Annotated in this window: 17 protein-coding genes; 7 read left to right on the top strand and 10 right to left on the bottom strand. The window is 61.8% G+C overall.

Features of this window, described 5'->3' with window-relative positions:
* Nucleotides 1-45 precede the first annotated feature (45 nt).
* Entirely contained in the window at nt 46-1,800 is a 1,755-nt protein-coding gene (locus tag U1A24_RS20345; RefSeq protein ID WP_322323810.1) for an acetolactate synthase 3 large subunit, read from the bottom strand.
* A gap of 71 nt (nt 1,801-1,871) precedes the next feature.
* Between U1A24_RS20345 and U1A24_RS20340 the strand changes: the two genes are divergently transcribed.
* Nucleotides 1,872-2,048 carry a hypothetical protein gene (locus U1A24_RS20340; RefSeq protein WP_322323809.1) on the top strand — a complete coding sequence of 59 codons (177 nt, stop codon included), beginning with the start codon at nt 1,872-1,874 and terminating at the stop codon, nt 2,046-2,048.
* 215 nt (nt 2,049-2,263) lie between these two features.
* Here the strand turns inward: U1A24_RS20340 and U1A24_RS20335 are convergent, their stop codons facing one another.
* The 4 genes from U1A24_RS20335 to U1A24_RS20320 form a co-directional block, all read right to left on the bottom strand.
* Entirely contained in the window at nt 2,264-2,638 is a 375-nt protein-coding gene (locus U1A24_RS20335; RefSeq protein WP_322323808.1) for a VOC family protein, read from the bottom strand.
* A complete protein-coding gene (locus U1A24_RS20330) occupies nt 2,635-3,474 on the bottom strand; it encodes an arginyltransferase (RefSeq protein WP_322323807.1) in 840 nt (279 codons plus the stop codon). Before U1A24_RS20330 ends, U1A24_RS20335 begins: the two co-directional genes overlap by 4 nt.
* Nucleotides 3,475-3,642: 168 nt before the next feature.
* A complete protein-coding gene (locus U1A24_RS20325) occupies nt 3,643-4,110 on the bottom strand; it encodes a DUF2852 domain-containing protein (protein WP_322323806.1) in 468 nt (155 codons plus the stop codon).
* Between the two features lie 139 nt (nt 4,111-4,249).
* Nucleotides 4,250-4,714: a YbaK/EbsC family protein gene (locus U1A24_RS20320; protein WP_322323805.1), complete on the bottom strand. Its 465-nt coding sequence runs from the start codon at nt 4,712-4,714 to the stop codon at nt 4,250-4,252.
* Between the two features lie 93 nt (nt 4,715-4,807).
* Between U1A24_RS20320 and U1A24_RS20315 the strand changes: the two genes are divergently transcribed.
* Nucleotides 4,808-7,609, top strand: coding sequence for a glutamine-synthetase adenylyltransferase (locus U1A24_RS20315; RefSeq protein ID WP_322323804.1), 2,802 nt, complete (start codon nt 4,808-4,810; stop codon nt 7,607-7,609).
* 18 nt (nt 7,610-7,627) lie between these two features.
* Nucleotides 7,628-7,903: a hypothetical protein gene (locus tag U1A24_RS20310; RefSeq protein ID WP_322323803.1), complete on the top strand. Its 276-nt coding sequence runs from the start codon at nt 7,628-7,630 to the stop codon at nt 7,901-7,903.
* Between the two features lie 24 nt (nt 7,904-7,927).
* Here U1A24_RS20310 and eda read toward each other — a convergent pair whose 3' ends face one another.
* Both eda and edd read right to left on the bottom strand, forming a co-directional pair.
* On the bottom strand, nt 7,928-8,566 hold the full coding sequence (eda, locus tag U1A24_RS20305; RefSeq protein WP_322323802.1) for a bifunctional 4-hydroxy-2-oxoglutarate aldolase/2-dehydro-3-deoxy-phosphogluconate aldolase: 639 nt from the start codon (nt 8,564-8,566) through the stop codon (nt 7,928-7,930).
* Between the two features lie 115 nt (nt 8,567-8,681).
* Complete coding sequence (gene edd, locus U1A24_RS20300) at nt 8,682-10,487, bottom strand: phosphogluconate dehydratase (RefSeq protein WP_322323801.1); 1,806 nt, start codon at nt 10,485-10,487, stop codon at nt 8,682-8,684.
* Between edd and U1A24_RS20295 the strand changes: the two genes are divergently transcribed.
* Genes U1A24_RS20295 through U1A24_RS20280 form a run of 4 tightly spaced genes read left to right on the top strand, consistent with a single transcriptional unit; the run spans nt 10,468 to nt 13,329 of the window.
* Nucleotides 10,468-10,770: a hypothetical protein gene (locus tag U1A24_RS20295; RefSeq protein ID WP_322323800.1), complete on the top strand. Its 303-nt coding sequence runs from the start codon at nt 10,468-10,470 to the stop codon at nt 10,768-10,770. The genes edd and U1A24_RS20295 overlap by 20 nt on opposite strands.
* Nucleotides 10,767-11,468, top strand: coding sequence for a DUF6778 family protein (locus U1A24_RS20290; protein ID WP_322323799.1), 702 nt, complete (start codon nt 10,767-10,769; stop codon nt 11,466-11,468). The genes U1A24_RS20295 and U1A24_RS20290 overlap by 4 nt, the downstream gene beginning before the upstream one ends.
* A gap of 43 nt (nt 11,469-11,511) precedes the next feature.
* Nucleotides 11,512-12,780, top strand: coding sequence for an RSP_2647 family RNA methyltransferase (locus U1A24_RS20285; RefSeq protein WP_322323798.1), 1,269 nt, complete (start codon nt 11,512-11,514; stop codon nt 12,778-12,780).
* A gap of 6 nt (nt 12,781-12,786) precedes the next feature.
* Complete coding sequence (locus tag U1A24_RS20280; RefSeq protein WP_322323797.1) at nt 12,787-13,329, top strand: RSP_2648 family PIN domain-containing protein; 543 nt, start codon at nt 12,787-12,789, stop codon at nt 13,327-13,329.
* Here U1A24_RS20280 and U1A24_RS20275 read toward each other — a convergent pair.
* The 3 genes from U1A24_RS20275 to U1A24_RS20265 all read right to left on the bottom strand — a co-directional run bounded on the left by U1A24_RS20275 (nt 13,326) and on the right by U1A24_RS20265 (nt 16,402).
* Entirely contained in the window at nt 13,326-14,360 is a 1,035-nt protein-coding gene (locus U1A24_RS20275) for an aromatic ring-hydroxylating dioxygenase subunit alpha (RefSeq protein ID WP_322323796.1), read from the bottom strand. The genes U1A24_RS20280 and U1A24_RS20275 overlap by 4 nt on opposite strands.
* Nucleotides 14,361-14,451: 91 nt before the next feature.
* On the bottom strand, nt 14,452-15,138 hold the full coding sequence (locus tag U1A24_RS20270) for a M48 family metallopeptidase (protein ID WP_322323795.1): 687 nt from the start codon (nt 15,136-15,138) through the stop codon (nt 14,452-14,454).
* An 82-nt stretch (nt 15,139-15,220) separates the two neighbouring features.
* Entirely contained in the window at nt 15,221-16,402 is a 1,182-nt protein-coding gene (locus U1A24_RS20265; protein WP_322323794.1) for a vWA domain-containing protein, read from the bottom strand.
* Between the last annotated feature and the right edge of the window lie 3 nt (nt 16,403-16,405).

Here is a 16,405-nt window from a genome sequence, read left to right as displayed (position 1 = left end):
AAATATCCTCAGGGGTCCGGGGGGCGAGCCCCCCGGTTCGACATCTCAAACCAAAACCGCGCCCTTGGCACCGATCACACCTTGGGTATCCGCATCCCCCAACAGCATCTCGTTATGCGGCTTGCCTGAGGGGATCATCGGGAAGCAATTCTCGTGCTTCTCCACCCGGCAATCGAAGATGAACGGCCCGTCATAGCGGATCATTTCCATGATCGCATCGTCGAGGTCTTTCGGGTCCGACACCTGAATCCCCTTGCAGCCGAACGCCTCCGCCAGCTTGACGAAATCGGGCAGGCTTTCCGACCAGCTTTGCGAATAGCGCTCGCCATGCAGCAATTCCTGCCACTGCCGCACCATGCCCAAACGCTCGTTGTTCAGGATGAACTGCTTCACCGGCGCGCGGAACTGCATCGCGGTGCCCATTTCCTGCATATTCATCAGCCACGACGCCTCGCCAGCGACGTTGATCACCAGACTGTCAGGATGCGCGATCTGCACGCCAATGCTCGCGGGCAGGCCGTAACCCATCGTGCCCAAGCCACCGGAAGTCATCCAACGGTTCGGAGCCTCAAAACCCAGATACTGCGCCGCCCACATCTGATGCTGGCCGACTTCGGTGGTGATATAGCGGTCCATGCCCTTCGTCAGCGCTTCCAGCCGTTCCAACGCATATTGCGGCTTGATGACTTTGCTAGATCCCTTGTAGCCAAGGCATTTCACTGCCCGCCACTCGGCAATCTGCTTCCACCACTTCGCCAGCCCGTCTTTATTCACCTTGCGGCCACGGGCTTTCCAGATCTTCAGCGCGTCTTCCAGCACATGGCCGACGTCACCCACGATGCCCACATCGACCCGGATCACCTTGTTGATCGAGGACGGGTCAATATCGACATGGACCTTCTTCGAATGCGGGCTGAAATCGGGGATCCGTCCGGTGATACGGTCGTCAAACCGCGCGCCGATGTTGATCATCAGATCGCAGCCATGCATCGCCAAGTTGGCTTCATACAGCCCGTGCATCCCCAGCATCCCCAGCCACGCCGGACCAGAGGCCGGATAGGCCCCCAGACCCATCAGGGTCGAGGTGATCGGAAAGCCGGTGGCCTCCACAAACTCGCGCAAAAGCTGGCTTGCCGCAGGGCCCGAGTTCACCACGCCGCCGCCGGTATAGAACACCGGACGCGCGGCGGTTTCCATCATCTCGACCATCGCGGTGATAGCGTCGATATCGCCCTTCACCCGCGGCTGGTAATGCGACACGCGGGTTTTCTCCATCGGCGTATAGGTGCCGGTGGCGAACTGCACGTCTTTCGGAATGTCGATCAGCACCGGGCCGGGGCGGCCATGCGAAGCCACATGAAACGCCTGATGGATGGTTTCCGACAGCTTCTCGGTGTCCTTCACCAGCCAGTTATGCTTGGTGCAGGGCCGGGTGATGCCAATGGTATCCGCCTCTTGGAACGCATCGGTGCCGATCATGAAGGTCGGCACTTGGCCCGACAACACCACCAGCGGAATGCTGTCCAACAGCGCATCAGTCAGCCCAGTCACCGCATTGGTGGCCCCCGGACCCGAGGTCACCAAAGCCACGCCCACCTTGCCGGTGGAGCGCGCATAACCTTCGGCCATATGAATGGCACCCTGTTCGTGGCGCACCAGAATGTGGCGGATGTCGTTTTGCTGGAAAATCTCATCGTAAATTGGTAGGACAGCGCCACCCGGATAGCCAAATACGACTTCAACACCCTGATCCTTCAGGGCTTGAACCACCATTCGTGCTCCGGTCATCTGACGCGTCATGATCTTTTCCTACGTTTGGGCCACAGGCCCTTTTGGTCAACAAAAAGCCCCCGGAGGTGTCTCGGGGGCGCATGGGAAACCTGATGGTCAACCGTTACCGGCCCATGCGCTTTATCCTTACGACGACTAGAATGCTAAGCATTGCAGACCCCTTGAGCTTCGACGGCGAAACTATGGCGGCGGGGCAGGGGCGTCAACTGCAAATCGACAAGAAATATGTCGCCAGAGGTGGGTTTTTTGAACTTTAATTACAAATTACCGGATCAATCGGTAATTTTCGCAACTTTTACTCCGCCCACCGCCCGTTCACGCCCCTGAGTCGGCGCCACCTGTGCCAAGAAGCCGATTTTTGGCGGAAAAATCGTGGTCGAGGTTTCAAACCGCGCAAAGATGAACAATGTCTGAATCGGGGTAGGCAAGCCGTTGATTTTGCTGGGGCCGAAATCTGTCCACGCGTGGCGCGCTAGATAGGTTGCAGCAGATCCCAGCGATTGCCCCAAACATCGCGCCAGACCGCCACCGTGCCATAGTCCTCAATGCGCGGGGTCTCCTCAAACACCCCACCCGCCGCGACAATCCGCGCGGCATCGCGGGCGAAATCATCGGTGTGCAGGAACAGCCAGACCCGCCCACCCGCCTGATCCCCCACCGCCGCCATCTCGCGCGCATCCTTGGCCTGCGCCAACACCAGCTGCACCCCACCCGCCGCAGGCTGCACCGTCACCCATCTTTTGTGACCCTGATCAATATCGGCTGTCAGCTTGAATCCCAGCCCGTCACAGAAGAACCGGATCGCCTGATCATAGTCCGGCACCAAAAGCGCAAACGCCCCGATCACTCCCGCGGCACGCTGCGGGCTTCGGGCAGGCTGATGCGGGCGACTTGCTCGGCAATCGGATCGACCGACAGCGGATGCAATTCGGCGCGATGATCGGCAGGGTCGCCAATATCCTGCCACGCGCCGTGCTTGAAAATCTCCAGCGCGTTGAAGCCCGCCTTGTAGCCCATCTTGCGGCTGCCCGGCACCCAATAGCCCAAGTAAACATAAGGCAGCCCGGCTTCGCGCGCGATGGCGATATGATCCAGAATGGCAAACGTCCCCAAAGACAGATCAATCATATCCGGGTCATAAAAGCTGTAAACCATTGACAGCCCGTCATCGAACACGTCGGTCAAGGCAACACATGCCAAAGGCCGCCCGCGCTCTCCCGGCCCAGCCGCGCGGGTATATTCGATCACCCGGCTTTTGATCGGGGTTTCCTCGATCATCGCGGCAAATTCGAACACATCCATATCCGCCATGCCACCATCGGCATGGCGGGCATCCAAGTAGCGGCGGAACAGGCTGAACTGATCCTCGGTCGCCCAAGGGCTGGTCGCATTGCGGCGCAGATGGCTTGCGTTCTTCATGATCTTGCGCTGGGTGCGGCTGGGTTTGAAATCAGCCACCCGGATCCGCGCCGACAAACAAGCCGAACATTCCGCACAGGACGGACGATAGAGCACGTTCTGCGAGCGCCGAAACCCTTGTTTCGACAGCGAGTCATTCAGACGTTGCGCCTGATCGCCCTGCAACGCTGTGAACAGTTTACGCTCCATCCGCCCGTCAAGATACGGGCAGGGCTGCGGTGCCGTCACATAGAATTGGGGCGCAATCGGAAGGGTGTGGCGCATTATCTCGGGCTGCAAAGTTAGGGATGCAACACCCTAGCAAGGCCAAGCGCTGCCGCCAAGCGCAATCCGAAACGTCCAACGGCGCGCGCAACCCGATGCAAAGCTTGAGCAAACAAAAGCCCCCCGGCGCAAACCGGGGGGCTTTGGGGTCAGACGATCACCCGAGGATCAGTATTCGCCGGGACGTGCCACTTCAGTCGGCGCAGCAGGGGCAGAGGCGGCACGGGCGCGGTCTTCCATGAAGCTGTCGAATTCCGACTTGTCCTTAGCTTCGCGCAGGCGTTGCAGGAAGGATTCAAACGCAGTCTGCTCATCTTCCAGACGGCGCAGCATGTCGGTCTTGTAGGCATCAAACGCGGCATTGCCCGAGGGGCGCATCGCCGAGTGGCCACCCCAATGTGTGTGACGGTCAAAGTGACGGGCGCGGCGCTCCGCGCAGGACGAACGGCTGAACATACGTTTGCTCCAGATCATATAGCCCAGCAGGGCTAGGCCAACCGGCCAGACGAAAATGAAACCAAGCACCATGGCGGCGATCCAGGCAAATCTGCCCCGATCATCCAGCCAAGCCTCGGCGCGGCGCAGGAAGGAGAAGATTCCGCCGGAAGAGGGGGCGGTGGTCGAACTGGTATTCATCGGCGGACTCCCGTGTTTCGGTGTATGTGAATGTCTTTCACATGAGCCAAGATGCGCTGTGTTGCCTCAGCTTTCAAGAGCTATGTGAAAGATATTTACATCAACGCGTGCCCGGCGGCGGAAACGCGCGAAAACCTGCCTAGACTGTGAAATCTGCCAGCATGGCCCCGGTGATCCGCTGCAACTGCGCCGGGGGGATCGCAAAGATATGCCGGGGCGTTCCGGCTGCGGCCCAAACGGTGGGATAGGTCAGCAGCGTCGGGTCCATCCACAGCGGCGATGCGGTCAGATGGCCCAAGGGTGAAACGCCGCCGATCGCAAAGCCTGTCACCGCGCGCACTTGCGCGGCATCAGCACGGCCCAAGGGCTCACCCGCCAGCGCGCTGGCGCGGGCGGCATCCACCTGATTGCCGCCTGCAGTCAGAAACAGATACAGCCCGCGCGGACCGCCAAACAGGATCGACTTCACGATCTGATCCAGCGCGCAGCCCGCAGCCGCAGCAGCTTGCGCGGCGGTGCGGGTTTCTCCCGGCATTTCCAGCGGCGCACCTGCGACCCCATGTGCCTGCATGGCCGCCACGACCCGCGCCAAACTCTTGCTCATCATCGCCTCCGTTTTCCGGCTTTATCGACAAAGCCCCGGTGCCAAGCAAGTCTTGCCGTTGACCCGGCGCGCGCGGCACCGCAAATTGCGGGCATGAGCCAGAATTTCGCCGCCCGAATGACCCGCCAGCCCATCGCCTATGATCGCGATCAGGCCGCCGATGTTGCCACCAGTTTTACGGACATCGCGCCCGATCTGCGCGGCCTTTTGGCCAACACCGCCGGGTGTAGCCCCTATCTCAAAGCCCTGATGCAGCGTGAGGCCGATTGGCTGCGGGTGGCGTTAACGCTTGCGCCAGAGACCGCCTTTGCCGGGGTGATGGTGGCGCTGAATGAGGTCAATCTTGATGCGCTGCCCAACGCCTTGCGCCAAGCCAAACGCCGCGCGGCTTTGCTGACGGCTTTGGCCGATCTGGGCGGGGTGTGGTCGCTGATGCAGGTGACGGGGGCTTTGACCGATCTGGCCGACCGGGCGGTTGATCTGGCGATGAAGCGGCTGGTGGCTGACGAAATCCGTCGCGGCAAGCTGCCCGGTGCCACCCCCGATGATGCGGCCACGGCGGGCGGCATGGTCAGCCTTGCGATGGGCAAGATGGGCGCAGGAGAGCTGAACTACTCCTCTGACATCGACCTGATCTGTCTGTTCGATCAAGACCGCTACGGTGATGATTGGCAAGACGCCCGTGCGGCCTTTATCCGAGTCACCCGCAAGATGGCGGCGATGCTGTCGGAAGTCACGGCGGAAGGCTATGTGTTCCGCACCGATCTGCGCCTGCGCCCGGATGCCTCTGTCATGCCAGTCTGCTTGTCGATGGCCGCTGCAGAGGCTTACTATGAAGCGCAAGGCCGCACATGGGAGCGCGCCGCCTATATCAAAGCCCGGCCCTGTGGTGGTGATATTACCGCCGGAAACCGCTTCCTGAAGGCCCTGATCCCCTTTGTCTGGCGCAAACACCTCGACTTCGCCGCGATCCAGGACGCCCACGACATGCGCCTGCGTATCCGCGAGCATCGCGGGTTGAATGGGGCAGTGACGGTTGAAGGCCATAACATGAAGCTGGGGCAGGGCGGCATCCGTGAGATCGAATTTTTCACCCAGACCCGACAACTGATCGCCGGCGGCCGCGATGTGACGTTGCGCGACCGTGGCACGTTGGGCGGTCTTGCGGCGCTGGCCAGCAAAGACTGGCTGCCGCCAGAGGTGGCTCAGGAATTGTCGCAGCTTTACATTCAGCACCGCGACTTGGAACACCGCATCCAGATGGTGAACGACGAGCAGACCCACACCATGCCCGGCACCCCGGAAGGCGTGGCGCGCATCGCCGCCTTCTGTGGGCAGGATGAAGCCGCGTTCCGCGCGGGTCTGCTGGACCGTTTGGGGCGCACCGATCGGTTGACCGAGGGGTTTTTCGCGCCGAGTGCTGTCGAAGACGGCCCCGAGTTGTCCAGCCACGCCGCAGCCATCGTCAAAGGCTGGAGCAGCTATGCCGCGCTGCGCTCTGACCGCGCGCAGGCGATATTCCTGCGACTGCGTCCGGTTTTGCTTAAACGTTTGTCGCGCGCGGCCAACCCGGATGAGGCGTTGGTGGCGCTGGATGGATTTCTGGCGGGGCTGCCTTCGGGGGTGCAGATCTTTTCGCTGTTCGAGGCCAATCCCTCGCTGGTGGATCTGATCATTGACATTGCAGGCACCTCGCCCGCCTTGGCACGCTATCTTGCGCGCAATGCCTCTGTGCTCGATGGCGTGATTGGCGGTTCGTTCTTTGCGGCTTGGCCGGGGGTGGCGGCGCTGCGGGCAGAGCTTTCCAGACGCTTGGAAGATATCCCTGATTATGAACGCAAACTCGACGCCGCACGGCGCTGGATGAAGGAATGGCACTTCCGCATCGGCGTGCATCATCTGCGCGGGCTGATTGATGGCTTTGAAGCGGGCAAGCAATACGCCGATCTGGCCGAGGCGGTGATTGCGGCGCTGTGGCCGGTGGTTTGCACGGATTTTGCCGCGAAACATGGCGCTGCGCCGGGCCGGGGGGCGGTGGTGCTGGGCATGGGCAGCATGGGGGCAGGGCGGCTGAATGCGAGCTCTGACCTTGACCTGATCATGATCTACGATGCCGCCGGGGTAGAGAATTCTGACGGTAAGCGCCCCTTGGCCGCGCGGCCCTACTACGCGCGCCTGACGCAAGCGATGGTGACGGCACTGTCGGCGCAGATGTCGGAAGGGCGGCTTTACGAGGTCGACGTGCGGCTGCGGCCTTCGGGGCGGCAGGGGCCGGTGGCGACCTCGATTGAATCGTTCCGCAATTATCAGACCCATGAGGCCTGGACATGGGAACATCTTGCGCTGACCCGCGCGCGGGTGCTGGCCGGAGAGGCCACGCTGGCCGCCGAGGTTGAGGCGTTCCGTCGCGAAACCATTGCGATCAAGGGGCAGGGCGCAACGGTGCTCAAAGACGTGGCCGACATGCGCGCACGGCTGGCCGAGGCGAAACCGGGCGCGGGCGGTTGGGATGCCAAATTCGGCCCCGGTCGGATGATGGACATTGAACTGCTGGCGCAAACCGTGGCCCTGCAAGCTGCCAGCCCCGCGCGCGGAGTGGAGCGCCAGATCGCGGCGGGTGGCCAGATCACTGGCGGAACGCTTGGTAAACTGTCGCATTCGGATCAGACGGCGCTGCTGGATGCCTACAGGCTGTGCTGGCAAATGCAGGCGGCCAGCAAACTGCTGTCTGACAAGCCGCTTGACCCAGAAAGTCTGGGGCTTGGCGGGCGGGCGTTTTTGTTGCGCGAGGTTGGGGCGGTTGAAACCGAGACCGGCACCAAGGCGTTGACAGAACGGCTGGCGCGCAAGGCGGCGCTTGCAGAGCAGGTGATTTCGGCCCATCTGAACGGGTGACGCATGGGGAGACGCGCGGTGGATTTATCAGAGGCAGACCCGAAAGGGCTGGTGCGCGAAAGCTACAACATCGAAGGCATCAGCTATGGCGAATGCGGCTCGATCTTCATCGACTGGGTGCTCAGCCTGCCTGCGGTGGTCAATACCCCCGACTGCATCCGTGCACTGCTGGCGCATTACGGCATACCAAACCCCGATCACCCGATGACCAAGGTGCTCACCGAGGCGTTGACCGCGCCCGAACACCCCAAACGTCGGGGCGGGCGGGCAGCGCGGTTTCCGTCAAATCCATAGGATCAGGCAACCGCGCCTTGGTGATTAGCGCAGCAGCACAGCCTCAGCCGCCAGCGTGGTGATCGCCGCCCAATCGCCCTTGGCCATCGCCTCTTTCGGCGCAACCCACGAGCCGCCAACGCACAGGATATTCTTCAAGCCCAGATAATCCCGCGCATTTTTCAAACTGATCCCCCCGGTCGGGCAGAACGACACCTGCGGAATCGGCGATCCGATGGATTTCAGATAGGCCGCGCCGCCCGCCTGCTCAGCCGGGAAGAATTTCTGCACCGTGTAGCCCATTTCCAGCAGCGCCATGATCTCTGACGCCGTCGCGGCCCCCGGCAGCAGCGGCAGCTCATATTCCGCACAGGCATCAAGCAGCCGTTCGGTGGCCCCCGGTGAGACGCCAAACTTGGCACCCGCCGCCTTCGCCGCCTTCACATCCGCAGGCGTCAGCAAGGTGCCGGCACCCACCACACCGCCCGGCACTTCGGACATCGCGCGGATCGCATCCAGCGCACAAGCGGTGCGCAGGGTGACTTCCAACGCAGGCAGACCGCCCTTCACCAAGGCCTCAGCCAGCGGTTTGGCATGCGCCAGATCGTCGATCACCAGCACCGGAACCACCGGGGCAAGGCGGCAGATTTCAGCGGCGAGGCGGGATTGTTTGCTTGGTTTCATTGTCGTCTCCATCCCCTTCTTTTGGGGCAGGTTGAAATTCAGGAGCCTCCGGCGGGGATATTTGAGCAGAGAGGATGACCTGCTCTTTCTCAAATACTCCCGCCGGAGGCAAAACTCAGATCACCACAGCGGCACCAGTTTCCGAGTTGCCAACCGACTGGCGGAAGGCCTCGAACAATTCGCGGCCCATGCCGTGGCGGTTGGCGGACAGATCAGCGATAACCGGGGTGCGGGTGTCGAAATCGGCGGCCAGCACCGACAGCGTGCCCGCCACCGCGTCAAGCCGCACAATATCGCCATCGCGCAGCCGCGCAAGTGGGCCACCTTTCGCCGCTTCGGGCGAGACATGGATCGCCGCAGGCACTCGGCCAGAAGCCCCAGACATCCGGCCATCCGTCACCAAAGCCATCTTCAGCCCGCGATCCTGACAGACCGACAGCATCGGCGTCAGCGAATGCAGTTCAGGCATGCCATTGGCCTGCGGGCCTTGGAAGCGCACCACAACGATGGTGTCAGAGGTGAACTCCCCGGCCTTGAACGCGGCTTTCACATCGTTTTGGTCGTGGAAAATTCGGCAGGGTGCTTCAACAATGTGTCGTTCCGGTGCCACGGCCGACACCTTGATCACGCCGCGCCCAAGGTTGCCCGACAACTGCCGCAAGCCCCCGGTCGGCTGGAACGGATCAGATGCAGGCCGCAGGATCTTGTCATTCAGCGTATGGTTCGAGCCCGGAGCCCAGGTCAGCCGACCATCCAGCAGCTTCGGCTCGGAGCGGTAATGCCGCAAGCCTTCGCCCGCCACCGTCTTGGCATCGCCATGCAGCAGCCCGTGATCCAGCAGTTGCCCGATCATGTAGCCCAAGCCCCCCGCCGCGTGGAAATGGTTCACATCGGCCAGACCATTGGGATAAACCTTGGCCATCAGCGGCACGGCTTGGCTGATCTCATCGAAATCCGCCAGATCAAGCAATACGCCCGAGGCCCGCGCCATCGCGGGCAGGTGCAGCACAAGGTTGGTGGAGCCGCCGGTCGCCATCAGCCCGACCAGACCGTTGACATAGGCGCGTTCGTCCAAAATCTCACCCGCTGGGCGGAAATCATTGCCAAGCGCGGTGATCGCGACAGCACGCTCGACCGCATGAGTGGTAAGCGCCTCGCGCAACGGCGTGTTGGGGTTGACGAAGGACGCGCCCGGCAGATGCAGGCCCATGAACTCCATCAGCATCTGGTTGGTGTTGGCGGTGCCGTAGAAGGTGCAGGTGCCGGGGCCGTGGTAGCTGGCCATCTCAGCCGCCATCAGCTCTTCGCGCCCGACTGCCCCGGTGGCAAACGCATTGCGCACCTTGGATTTTTCATCGTTGGGCAGACCGGAGGTCATCGGCCCCGCAGGCACGAACACCGCCGGGATATGGCCAAACGCCGCCGCCGCCATCACCAGACCGGGGACGATCTTGTCACAAACCCCCAGAAACAGCGCCGCATCGAAGGTGTTGTGCGACAAAGCCACGCCCGCCGACAATGCAATCACATCGCGCGAGAACAGCGACAGCTCCATCCCGGCTTGGCCTTGGGTCACGCCATCACACATCGCCGGAACCCCACCCGCGACCTGGGCCGTAGCACCAGCTTTGCGGGCAGCCTCGCGGATCAGTTTGGGATAATCCTCATAGGGCTGATGCGCCGAGAGCATATCGTTATAGGCGGTCACGATGCCGATGTTCGGCACCCGGCCCGCTGCCAAGGCGTCTTTATCAATCCCGGTCGCCGCATAGGCATGGGCCTGATTGCCGCAAGTCAGATGCCCGCGCGCAGGCCCTTGTGCGACCGCCGCCGCCAGCCGCGTCAGATAATCTCCGCGCGTCTGAGCCGAACGTTCACGGATCCGGTCTGTCACACGGTCAATGGTAGAGTTCAACGACATGGGGCACCTCAGGCTTGGCAAGGAAGCAGACTGGGTCAGAAAGCTGCATGGCAAGAACATAGCAGATACTGTTAGCGCTAACAACTATGTTCCGCAGCGATTTGGTCACATTCTGATCGCGACGCAGGGCATGGAGCAAACCGGCCGTCAGCCACAAAGCACCGCCAACATACCTTGCTTTCGCGCCACCATCACCAAAAACCCGCCACATTCACCGGGCTTTATTTGGTTAGCGCCCGATACGTCTAAACGCGGTGGGGCAAACCAAAGGGTAGTGCAATGAAGATGACGTCTCTTTCCATTCTGGTGCTGGCCCTGGGCCTGTCAGCTTGTGGGCAAACCAGCACCATGTCGTCACAGAACCAGGTCTCCACCGATCTTTCACAAGCCTCGCGCTTGCCGCAAGTGCCCGCCGGACAGGGGCCGGTGATGTTGCAGTCCGAGTATGATGTGAAGACGGTGAACGTTATTGTGCCGCGCACGCTGAAAGTGTCAGAAGCCAACACCTTCCGCCCCAGCGCCGATATCGTCTGGCGTGGCGATCTGCCGGGCGACCGCTATGCGCAGGTCAAAGCGATCTTCGAGACCGCCGCTGCGCGCAGCACCGCGTCCATGCATATCGGCCAACCCGTGGTGGTGGATCTGGAAGTGGTGCGCTTTCACTGTCTGACCGAGAAAACCCGCTACACCATCGGCGGCGTGCATTCGATGCATTTCCTGATGACGGTGCGCGATGCCGCCACCGGGGCCATCATACAGGGGCCACGGATGATCGTGGCTGATGTCAAAGGTGCGGGCGGGGCGCGGGCGATTGCCGAAGAAGAAGCGGGCCGCACGCAAAAGGTCGTCGTGACGGACCGTCTGACCGAGGTGCTGCGCCGCGAATTGTCGGCTCCGGTCGCGGTGATGCCCGCTGATGCGGTGGTCACCCGCTTTGACGGCAGCCCGGCGCTGCTGGCCTCTGCTAACCCGGTTCAGTGATCGCAGGCCTTTTCACAGCCGTGATATCTTAGTATGGGGGGGCATGAGCTCCCCCATTTCGCATACCCCCGCCCCGCATAACCCTGAAGATGCCGCCGAGACCGGTTCCTCTGACACCGTTACGCGCCGCTATCCCATCGTCCGCCTGCGTCCCAAGGCCGAGGCCCGCGCGTTGCGCCACGGCTTTCCGTGGGTTTATGCTGACGAGTTGGTGACGGACCGCCGCACCAACAACCTTGCCCCCGGTGCTTTGGCGATTCTGGTCGATGCCGATCGTCGTGATCTTGGGCTGGTGACGGTGAACACCAATTCCAAGATCATCGCCCGCATGCTGGATCGCAACCCCGAGGCGGAACTGGATCAGGCGTGGTTTGAAGCCAAACTGGCGCGCGCCTTTTCGCTGCGGGATCGTCTTTATGACAAGCCGTTTTACCGACTTGTCCATGCCGAGGCCGATGGCCTGCCCGGCATCGTCATTGACCGCTTCGGCGATGTGGCGGTGATCCAACCCAACGCCGCTTGGGCCGAGACGCATCTTGCGGTGCTGGTTGCAGCCTTGCAGGCGGTGACGGGCGTGTCCACCGTGGTGAAGAATGCCACGGGCCGCTCGCGCGGGCTGGAAGGGCTGAACGAGGAAAATCTGGTGTTGGTGGGCAATGTTTCTGCGCCGATCCAGGTGCCGATGAACGGTGCCACTTATCTGGCCGATGTCACCGGAGGCCAGAAGACCGGGCTGTTCTTTGACCAACGCCCGAACCATGCCTTTGCGGCGGGGCTCGCCAAAGATGCCCGCGTGCTTGACGTCTTCGCGCATGTCGGCGGCTTTGGCCTTGCGGCTTTGGCGCATGGTGCGGCTTCGGTTCTGGCGGTGGATGCTTCGGCCCCCGCCTTGGCGCTGGCAGGGCAGGGCGCGGAAGCTTCGGGTTTTGCCGACCGCTTCACAACCCGGCAGGGCGACGCCTTTGACGTGCTGGAAGCGCTGGGCGCAGACCGCGCCCAATTCGATCTGGTGATCTGCGACCCGCCGGCCTTTGCTCCCGCCAAACCCGCGCTGGAGGCTGGCCTGCGCGCCTATGAGCGTATCGCCCGCCTTGCCGCCCCTCTGGTTGCGCCCGGCGGTTATCTGGTGCTCTGCTCGTGCAGCCATGCCGCAGATCTGGCCTCGTTCCGCAATGCCTCGGCCCGCGGTATCGGGCGCGGCGGGCGGCGTGGGCAACTCTTGCACACCGGTTTCGCTGGCCCCGATCACCCGATGCTGCCGCAACTGGCGGAAAGCGGTTATCTGAAGGCTTTGTTCTTCCGGCTGGACTGACCGCTGATGAAAGCGGTTCTCGACGCCTGCGTCATATACCCCACCGTCCTGCGCGAAATCCTGCTGGGCGTGGCGGCGAAGGGGTTGTACGAGCCGCTGTGGTCAGACCGCATCCTGCGCGAATGGACCCGTGCTGTCGCCAAGCTTGGCCCGGTGGCGCAGGCCCAAGCCGAGACCGAGGCCATTTTGCTGCGCACCGCCTTCCCGCGCGGTTTCGTGCGCGAACAGCCCAGTATTGAATCGCGGCTGCTGCTGCCTGACCCCAATGATGTGCATGTGTTGGCCGTGGCCATCGCAGGCCATGCCGATTGCATCGTCACCTTCAATGCGCAGGATTTTCCCCGTCATCTGCTGGCAGAGGAAGGGCTGGAACGCCGCGACCCTGACGGATTGCTTTGGCAGTTGTGGTCTTTCCACCCTGCGGAAGTGGCCGAGGTGATCGCTCATGTCCACGCGACGGCGGAAACCATGCTGGGCACACCGATCCCGTTGAAATCGCTGCTGAAACGCGCAAAACTTCCGCGTCTTGCCAAGGCTCTGCTGGCTTAACCCCGCCCCAAAGCCTCGGCCACCCGCGTCTGGAAATATTGCACGCCCTTTTCATGCCGCCCGCTCAGCGGCCCCGAGCTGTAGGCCCCGGCGGCATAGTTGCGATGGGTCTCCGCGCAGACGGTGTAATCCTCTTTCACCACCGCAAGCGTGCCATCCACCGATCTCGCCCGCGCCTCTGCCCCGGCCTCTGAGGTGTCTGCGAAGAAGAAATGGTACTGCTGGTCGGTGTGATGTGTCGATGTCGGGTTGATCCGGCTGACATTCATGCCACCGTCAAACAGGCTTAGCGTCCAGTTCGGCCACATCCACAGCCATTTGCCGCGATAAAACAGCCCCTGTTTCGGCGGAGCGGTCATCTTGACGAAGCCGTCATGCGCGGTTGTCTCAAACGCTTCAAACTCGATAGCAGCGTAAAAGCTAGGGTGGGTGCCGGGGATATGGTAACCCTCGACAAAATTGTCGGTGTAAATCTTCCAGTTGGCGTCAAAGCTGACCGTGGCGCTGTCGGTGGCGGTGTAACTTTCCATCGGTTCGGAGCCGAGTTCCTCGGGCAGCCCGCCCAACTGCTCCAGCAGGCTTTGCGCCGGATCAAGGCTGGCAAACAGCAACCCGCGCCACTGATCAATCTGCACTGGTTCCAGCGGCCAATCCTCGGGGATGATCGCCGGGTCTTTGCCATACCACGGCGCCTGCACCAGCCGCCCGGTGTCGGCAAAGCTCCATTTGTGATAGGGGCACACGATCAATCCGCAACTGCCCGCACCATCCGCCAGCAGCTTGGCGCCGCGGTGGCGGCAGACATTCTTGAACCCGCGCAAAGCCCCATCGCGACCCCGGATCGCAAACACCGGTATGCCCGCGATGTCGATGGCCAGATATTGCCCCGGTTCCGCCACCGATTGCGCGGGCCCCATGAACTGCCACGAGCGTGCAAAGATCTCACGGCGTTCCTGCTGGAACACGTCGTCCCGGACATACAGCTGCGGGTCAAGGTTCAGATATTGCACGGGCGGAGCGTCAAGCGACATGCGGGCACCTCTCTGTTCAAGGGAGCATGGCAAATTCTGCACATTCGTGCAAGCTGGCCATAGCAAGCTGCAGAAGAGGTTTTAGCCCGCCCTATGCATCGCGCCAGCGCGCATCCAGCGCCTCAATCGCAGCGATCCGGTCGTCAGTTTTCGGATGGCTCAGCAGCCAGGCCGGGGTGCCAGCCCCCGCAGCCCCGGTCAGCGCGGTCAGTTTGCGAAACAGCGATACCTGCGGGGCCACACCAATCCCCGCCTTCACCAACAAAGCCGCTGCATAGGCATCGGCCTCAAACTCATCGCGCCGCGACATATGCGCCATCAAGACACCCGAGATCAGATTGGCGATCCACACCCCAATCCCCGGCAAGAACCTATTCAAAAGCGCCGACAGCATGACGAAGACTGCGTTTTGCCCGGTGAAATCAATCATCCGCCGCCGCGTATGACCCAACGCCACATGCCCCAGCTCGTGCGCAATCACCGAGGCGAGTTCGGCATCCGACACCTCACCCTTCGCCTTGCGATCCAGAAACCCCTGCGTCAGATAGATCTGGCCATCGGGTGCCGCCAGCCCGTTCACAGCCTCAATCTGATAGACGTTGACCTTGATCTGCGGCAGCTCCAGCGCCACAGCCAGCCTTTGCGCCAAAGCCAACAATCCCGGATCGCGCAACGGCTGGCTTTGCTCGGCCAACATCTTCTTGGTGCGCCAGACCGAAAACCACATCATCAATAGGCCGTAGCCAATCGCGAGCAGGATGGGGAGAAACTTCAGCATGCGTTTGATATGGGGCAGGGCCGCCGCCCTGCAAGCAGGGTCCGGCCGATTTCACGCTGCGTGCTGCGGCAAATTCCCGGCATCAGCGTAACGCCTTGATCCCGCGAGAAATACCGTCCAACGTCATTGGCACCATCCTTCCCGCAAAAATCTGCCCGATCAACCGGATCGACTGGGTATAACCCCAATGCGCCTCTGGCACCGGGTTGATCCACAGATGGTTCGGCCAGCGATCACAGGCGCGTTGCAGCCACGTCTGCCCACTTTCGGCATTCCAATGCTCTGAAGCGCCGCCGGGGTGCAGTATTTCATAGGGGCTCATCGAGGCATCCCCGACGAAAATGCACTTGTAATCCGTGCCATAGCTGCGCAACACCTCGGCCGTGGCGGTCTGCGCATCCCAGCGTCGCGCATTGTCGCGCCACACGCCCTCATACAGGCAGTTGTGGAAATAGAACGGCACCAGATGTTTGAACTCGGCCCGCGCCGCCGAAAACAGCTCTTCCATCACCTTGACATAGGGATCCATAGATCCGCCAATGTCAAAGAAAATCAATACTTTGACGGCGTTTCTTCGCTCGGGTCGCACTTGCACATCCAGCCAGCCATGCTCGGCGGTGGCGCGGATGGTGCCGTCCAGATCCAACTCCTCAGCCGCCCCGGTCCGCGCCCATTTGCGCAAGCCACGCAGCGCCACCTTGATGTTGCGGGTGCCCAGTTCGACCTGATCATCCAGATTGCGAAATTCGCGCTTGTCCCAGACCTTGACCGCCCGCTGGTGACGGCTTTGATCCTGCCCAATCCGCACGCCTTCAGGGTTGTAGCCATAAGCGCCAAACGGCGAAGTTCCTGCCGTGCCGATCCATTTATTGCCGCCCTGATGACGGTCCTTTTGCTCGGCCAGACGCTGTTTCAGCGTCTCCATCAACTTGTCAAAGCCGCCCAAAGCTTCAACTGCTGCGCGCTCTTCTGCCGTCAGATGCTTTTCGGCCAGCTTTTCCAGCCAAGCGGCGGGCAAGTCCAGGGCCTGCAAGACATCTGCTTCAGAAACGATATCCAAGCCGTTGAAACTATGTGAGAAAGCCCGATCATAGCGGTCGATGTGCCGCTCATCCTTCACCATCGTCAGACGGCCCAGATGATAGAACCCTTCGGCGTCATAGGTCACCAGACCCACCGCAAGACCTTCGAGAAACGCCAGATACTCCCGCAACGAGACCGGCACGCCCTCTTTCCGCAACGCCTGAAAGAAGGGCAGAAACATCGC

The sequence above is a fragment of the Cypionkella sp. genome, from assembly GCF_034376685.1.
GTDB lineage: Bacteria > Pseudomonadota > Alphaproteobacteria > Rhodobacterales > Rhodobacteraceae > Cypionkella.
This window is presented reverse-complemented; position numbering and strand designations above follow the sequence as displayed.

Coding starts and splice junctions, on each gene's coding strand:
- U1A24_RS20285 (WP_322323798.1), top strand. CDS start 11,512: ATGAGCTCCCCCATTTCGCATACCCCCGCCCCGCATAACCCTGAAGAT.
- U1A24_RS20325 (WP_322323806.1), bottom strand. CDS start 4,110: ATGAATACCAGTTCGACCACCGCCCCCTCTTCCGGCGGAATCTTCTCC.
- U1A24_RS20345 (WP_322323810.1), bottom strand. CDS start 1,800: ATGACGCGTCAGATGACCGGAGCACGAATGGTGGTTCAAGCCCTGAAG.
- U1A24_RS20280 (WP_322323797.1), top strand. CDS start 12,787: ATGAAAGCGGTTCTCGACGCCTGCGTCATATACCCCACCGTCCTGCGC.
- U1A24_RS20340 (WP_322323809.1), top strand. CDS start 1,872: ATGGGAAACCTGATGGTCAACCGTTACCGGCCCATGCGCTTTATCCTT.
- U1A24_RS20295 (WP_322323800.1), top strand. CDS start 10,468: ATGGTAGAGTTCAACGACATGGGGCACCTCAGGCTTGGCAAGGAAGCA.
- edd (WP_322323801.1), bottom strand. CDS start 10,487: ATGTCGTTGAACTCTACCATTGACCGTGTGACAGACCGGATCCGTGAA.
- U1A24_RS20320 (WP_322323805.1), bottom strand. CDS start 4,714: ATGAGCAAGAGTTTGGCGCGGGTCGTGGCGGCCATGCAGGCACATGGG.
- U1A24_RS20315 (WP_322323804.1), top strand. CDS start 4,808: ATGAGCCAGAATTTCGCCGCCCGAATGACCCGCCAGCCCATCGCCTAT.
- U1A24_RS20290 (WP_322323799.1), top strand. CDS start 10,767: ATGAAGATGACGTCTCTTTCCATTCTGGTGCTGGCCCTGGGCCTGTCA.
- U1A24_RS20330 (WP_322323807.1), bottom strand. CDS start 3,474: ATGCGCCACACCCTTCCGATTGCGCCCCAATTCTATGTGACGGCACCG.
- U1A24_RS20270 (WP_322323795.1), bottom strand. CDS start 15,138: ATGCTGAAGTTTCTCCCCATCCTGCTCGCGATTGGCTACGGCCTATTG.
- U1A24_RS20275 (WP_322323796.1), bottom strand. CDS start 14,360: ATGTCGCTTGACGCTCCGCCCGTGCAATATCTGAACCTTGACCCGCAG.
- U1A24_RS20265 (WP_322323794.1), bottom strand. CDS start 16,402: ATGTTTCTGCCCTTCTTTCAGGCGTTGCGGAAAGAGGGCGTGCCGGTC.
- eda (WP_322323802.1), bottom strand. CDS start 8,566: ATGAAACCAAGCAAACAATCCCGCCTCGCCGCTGAAATCTGCCGCCTT.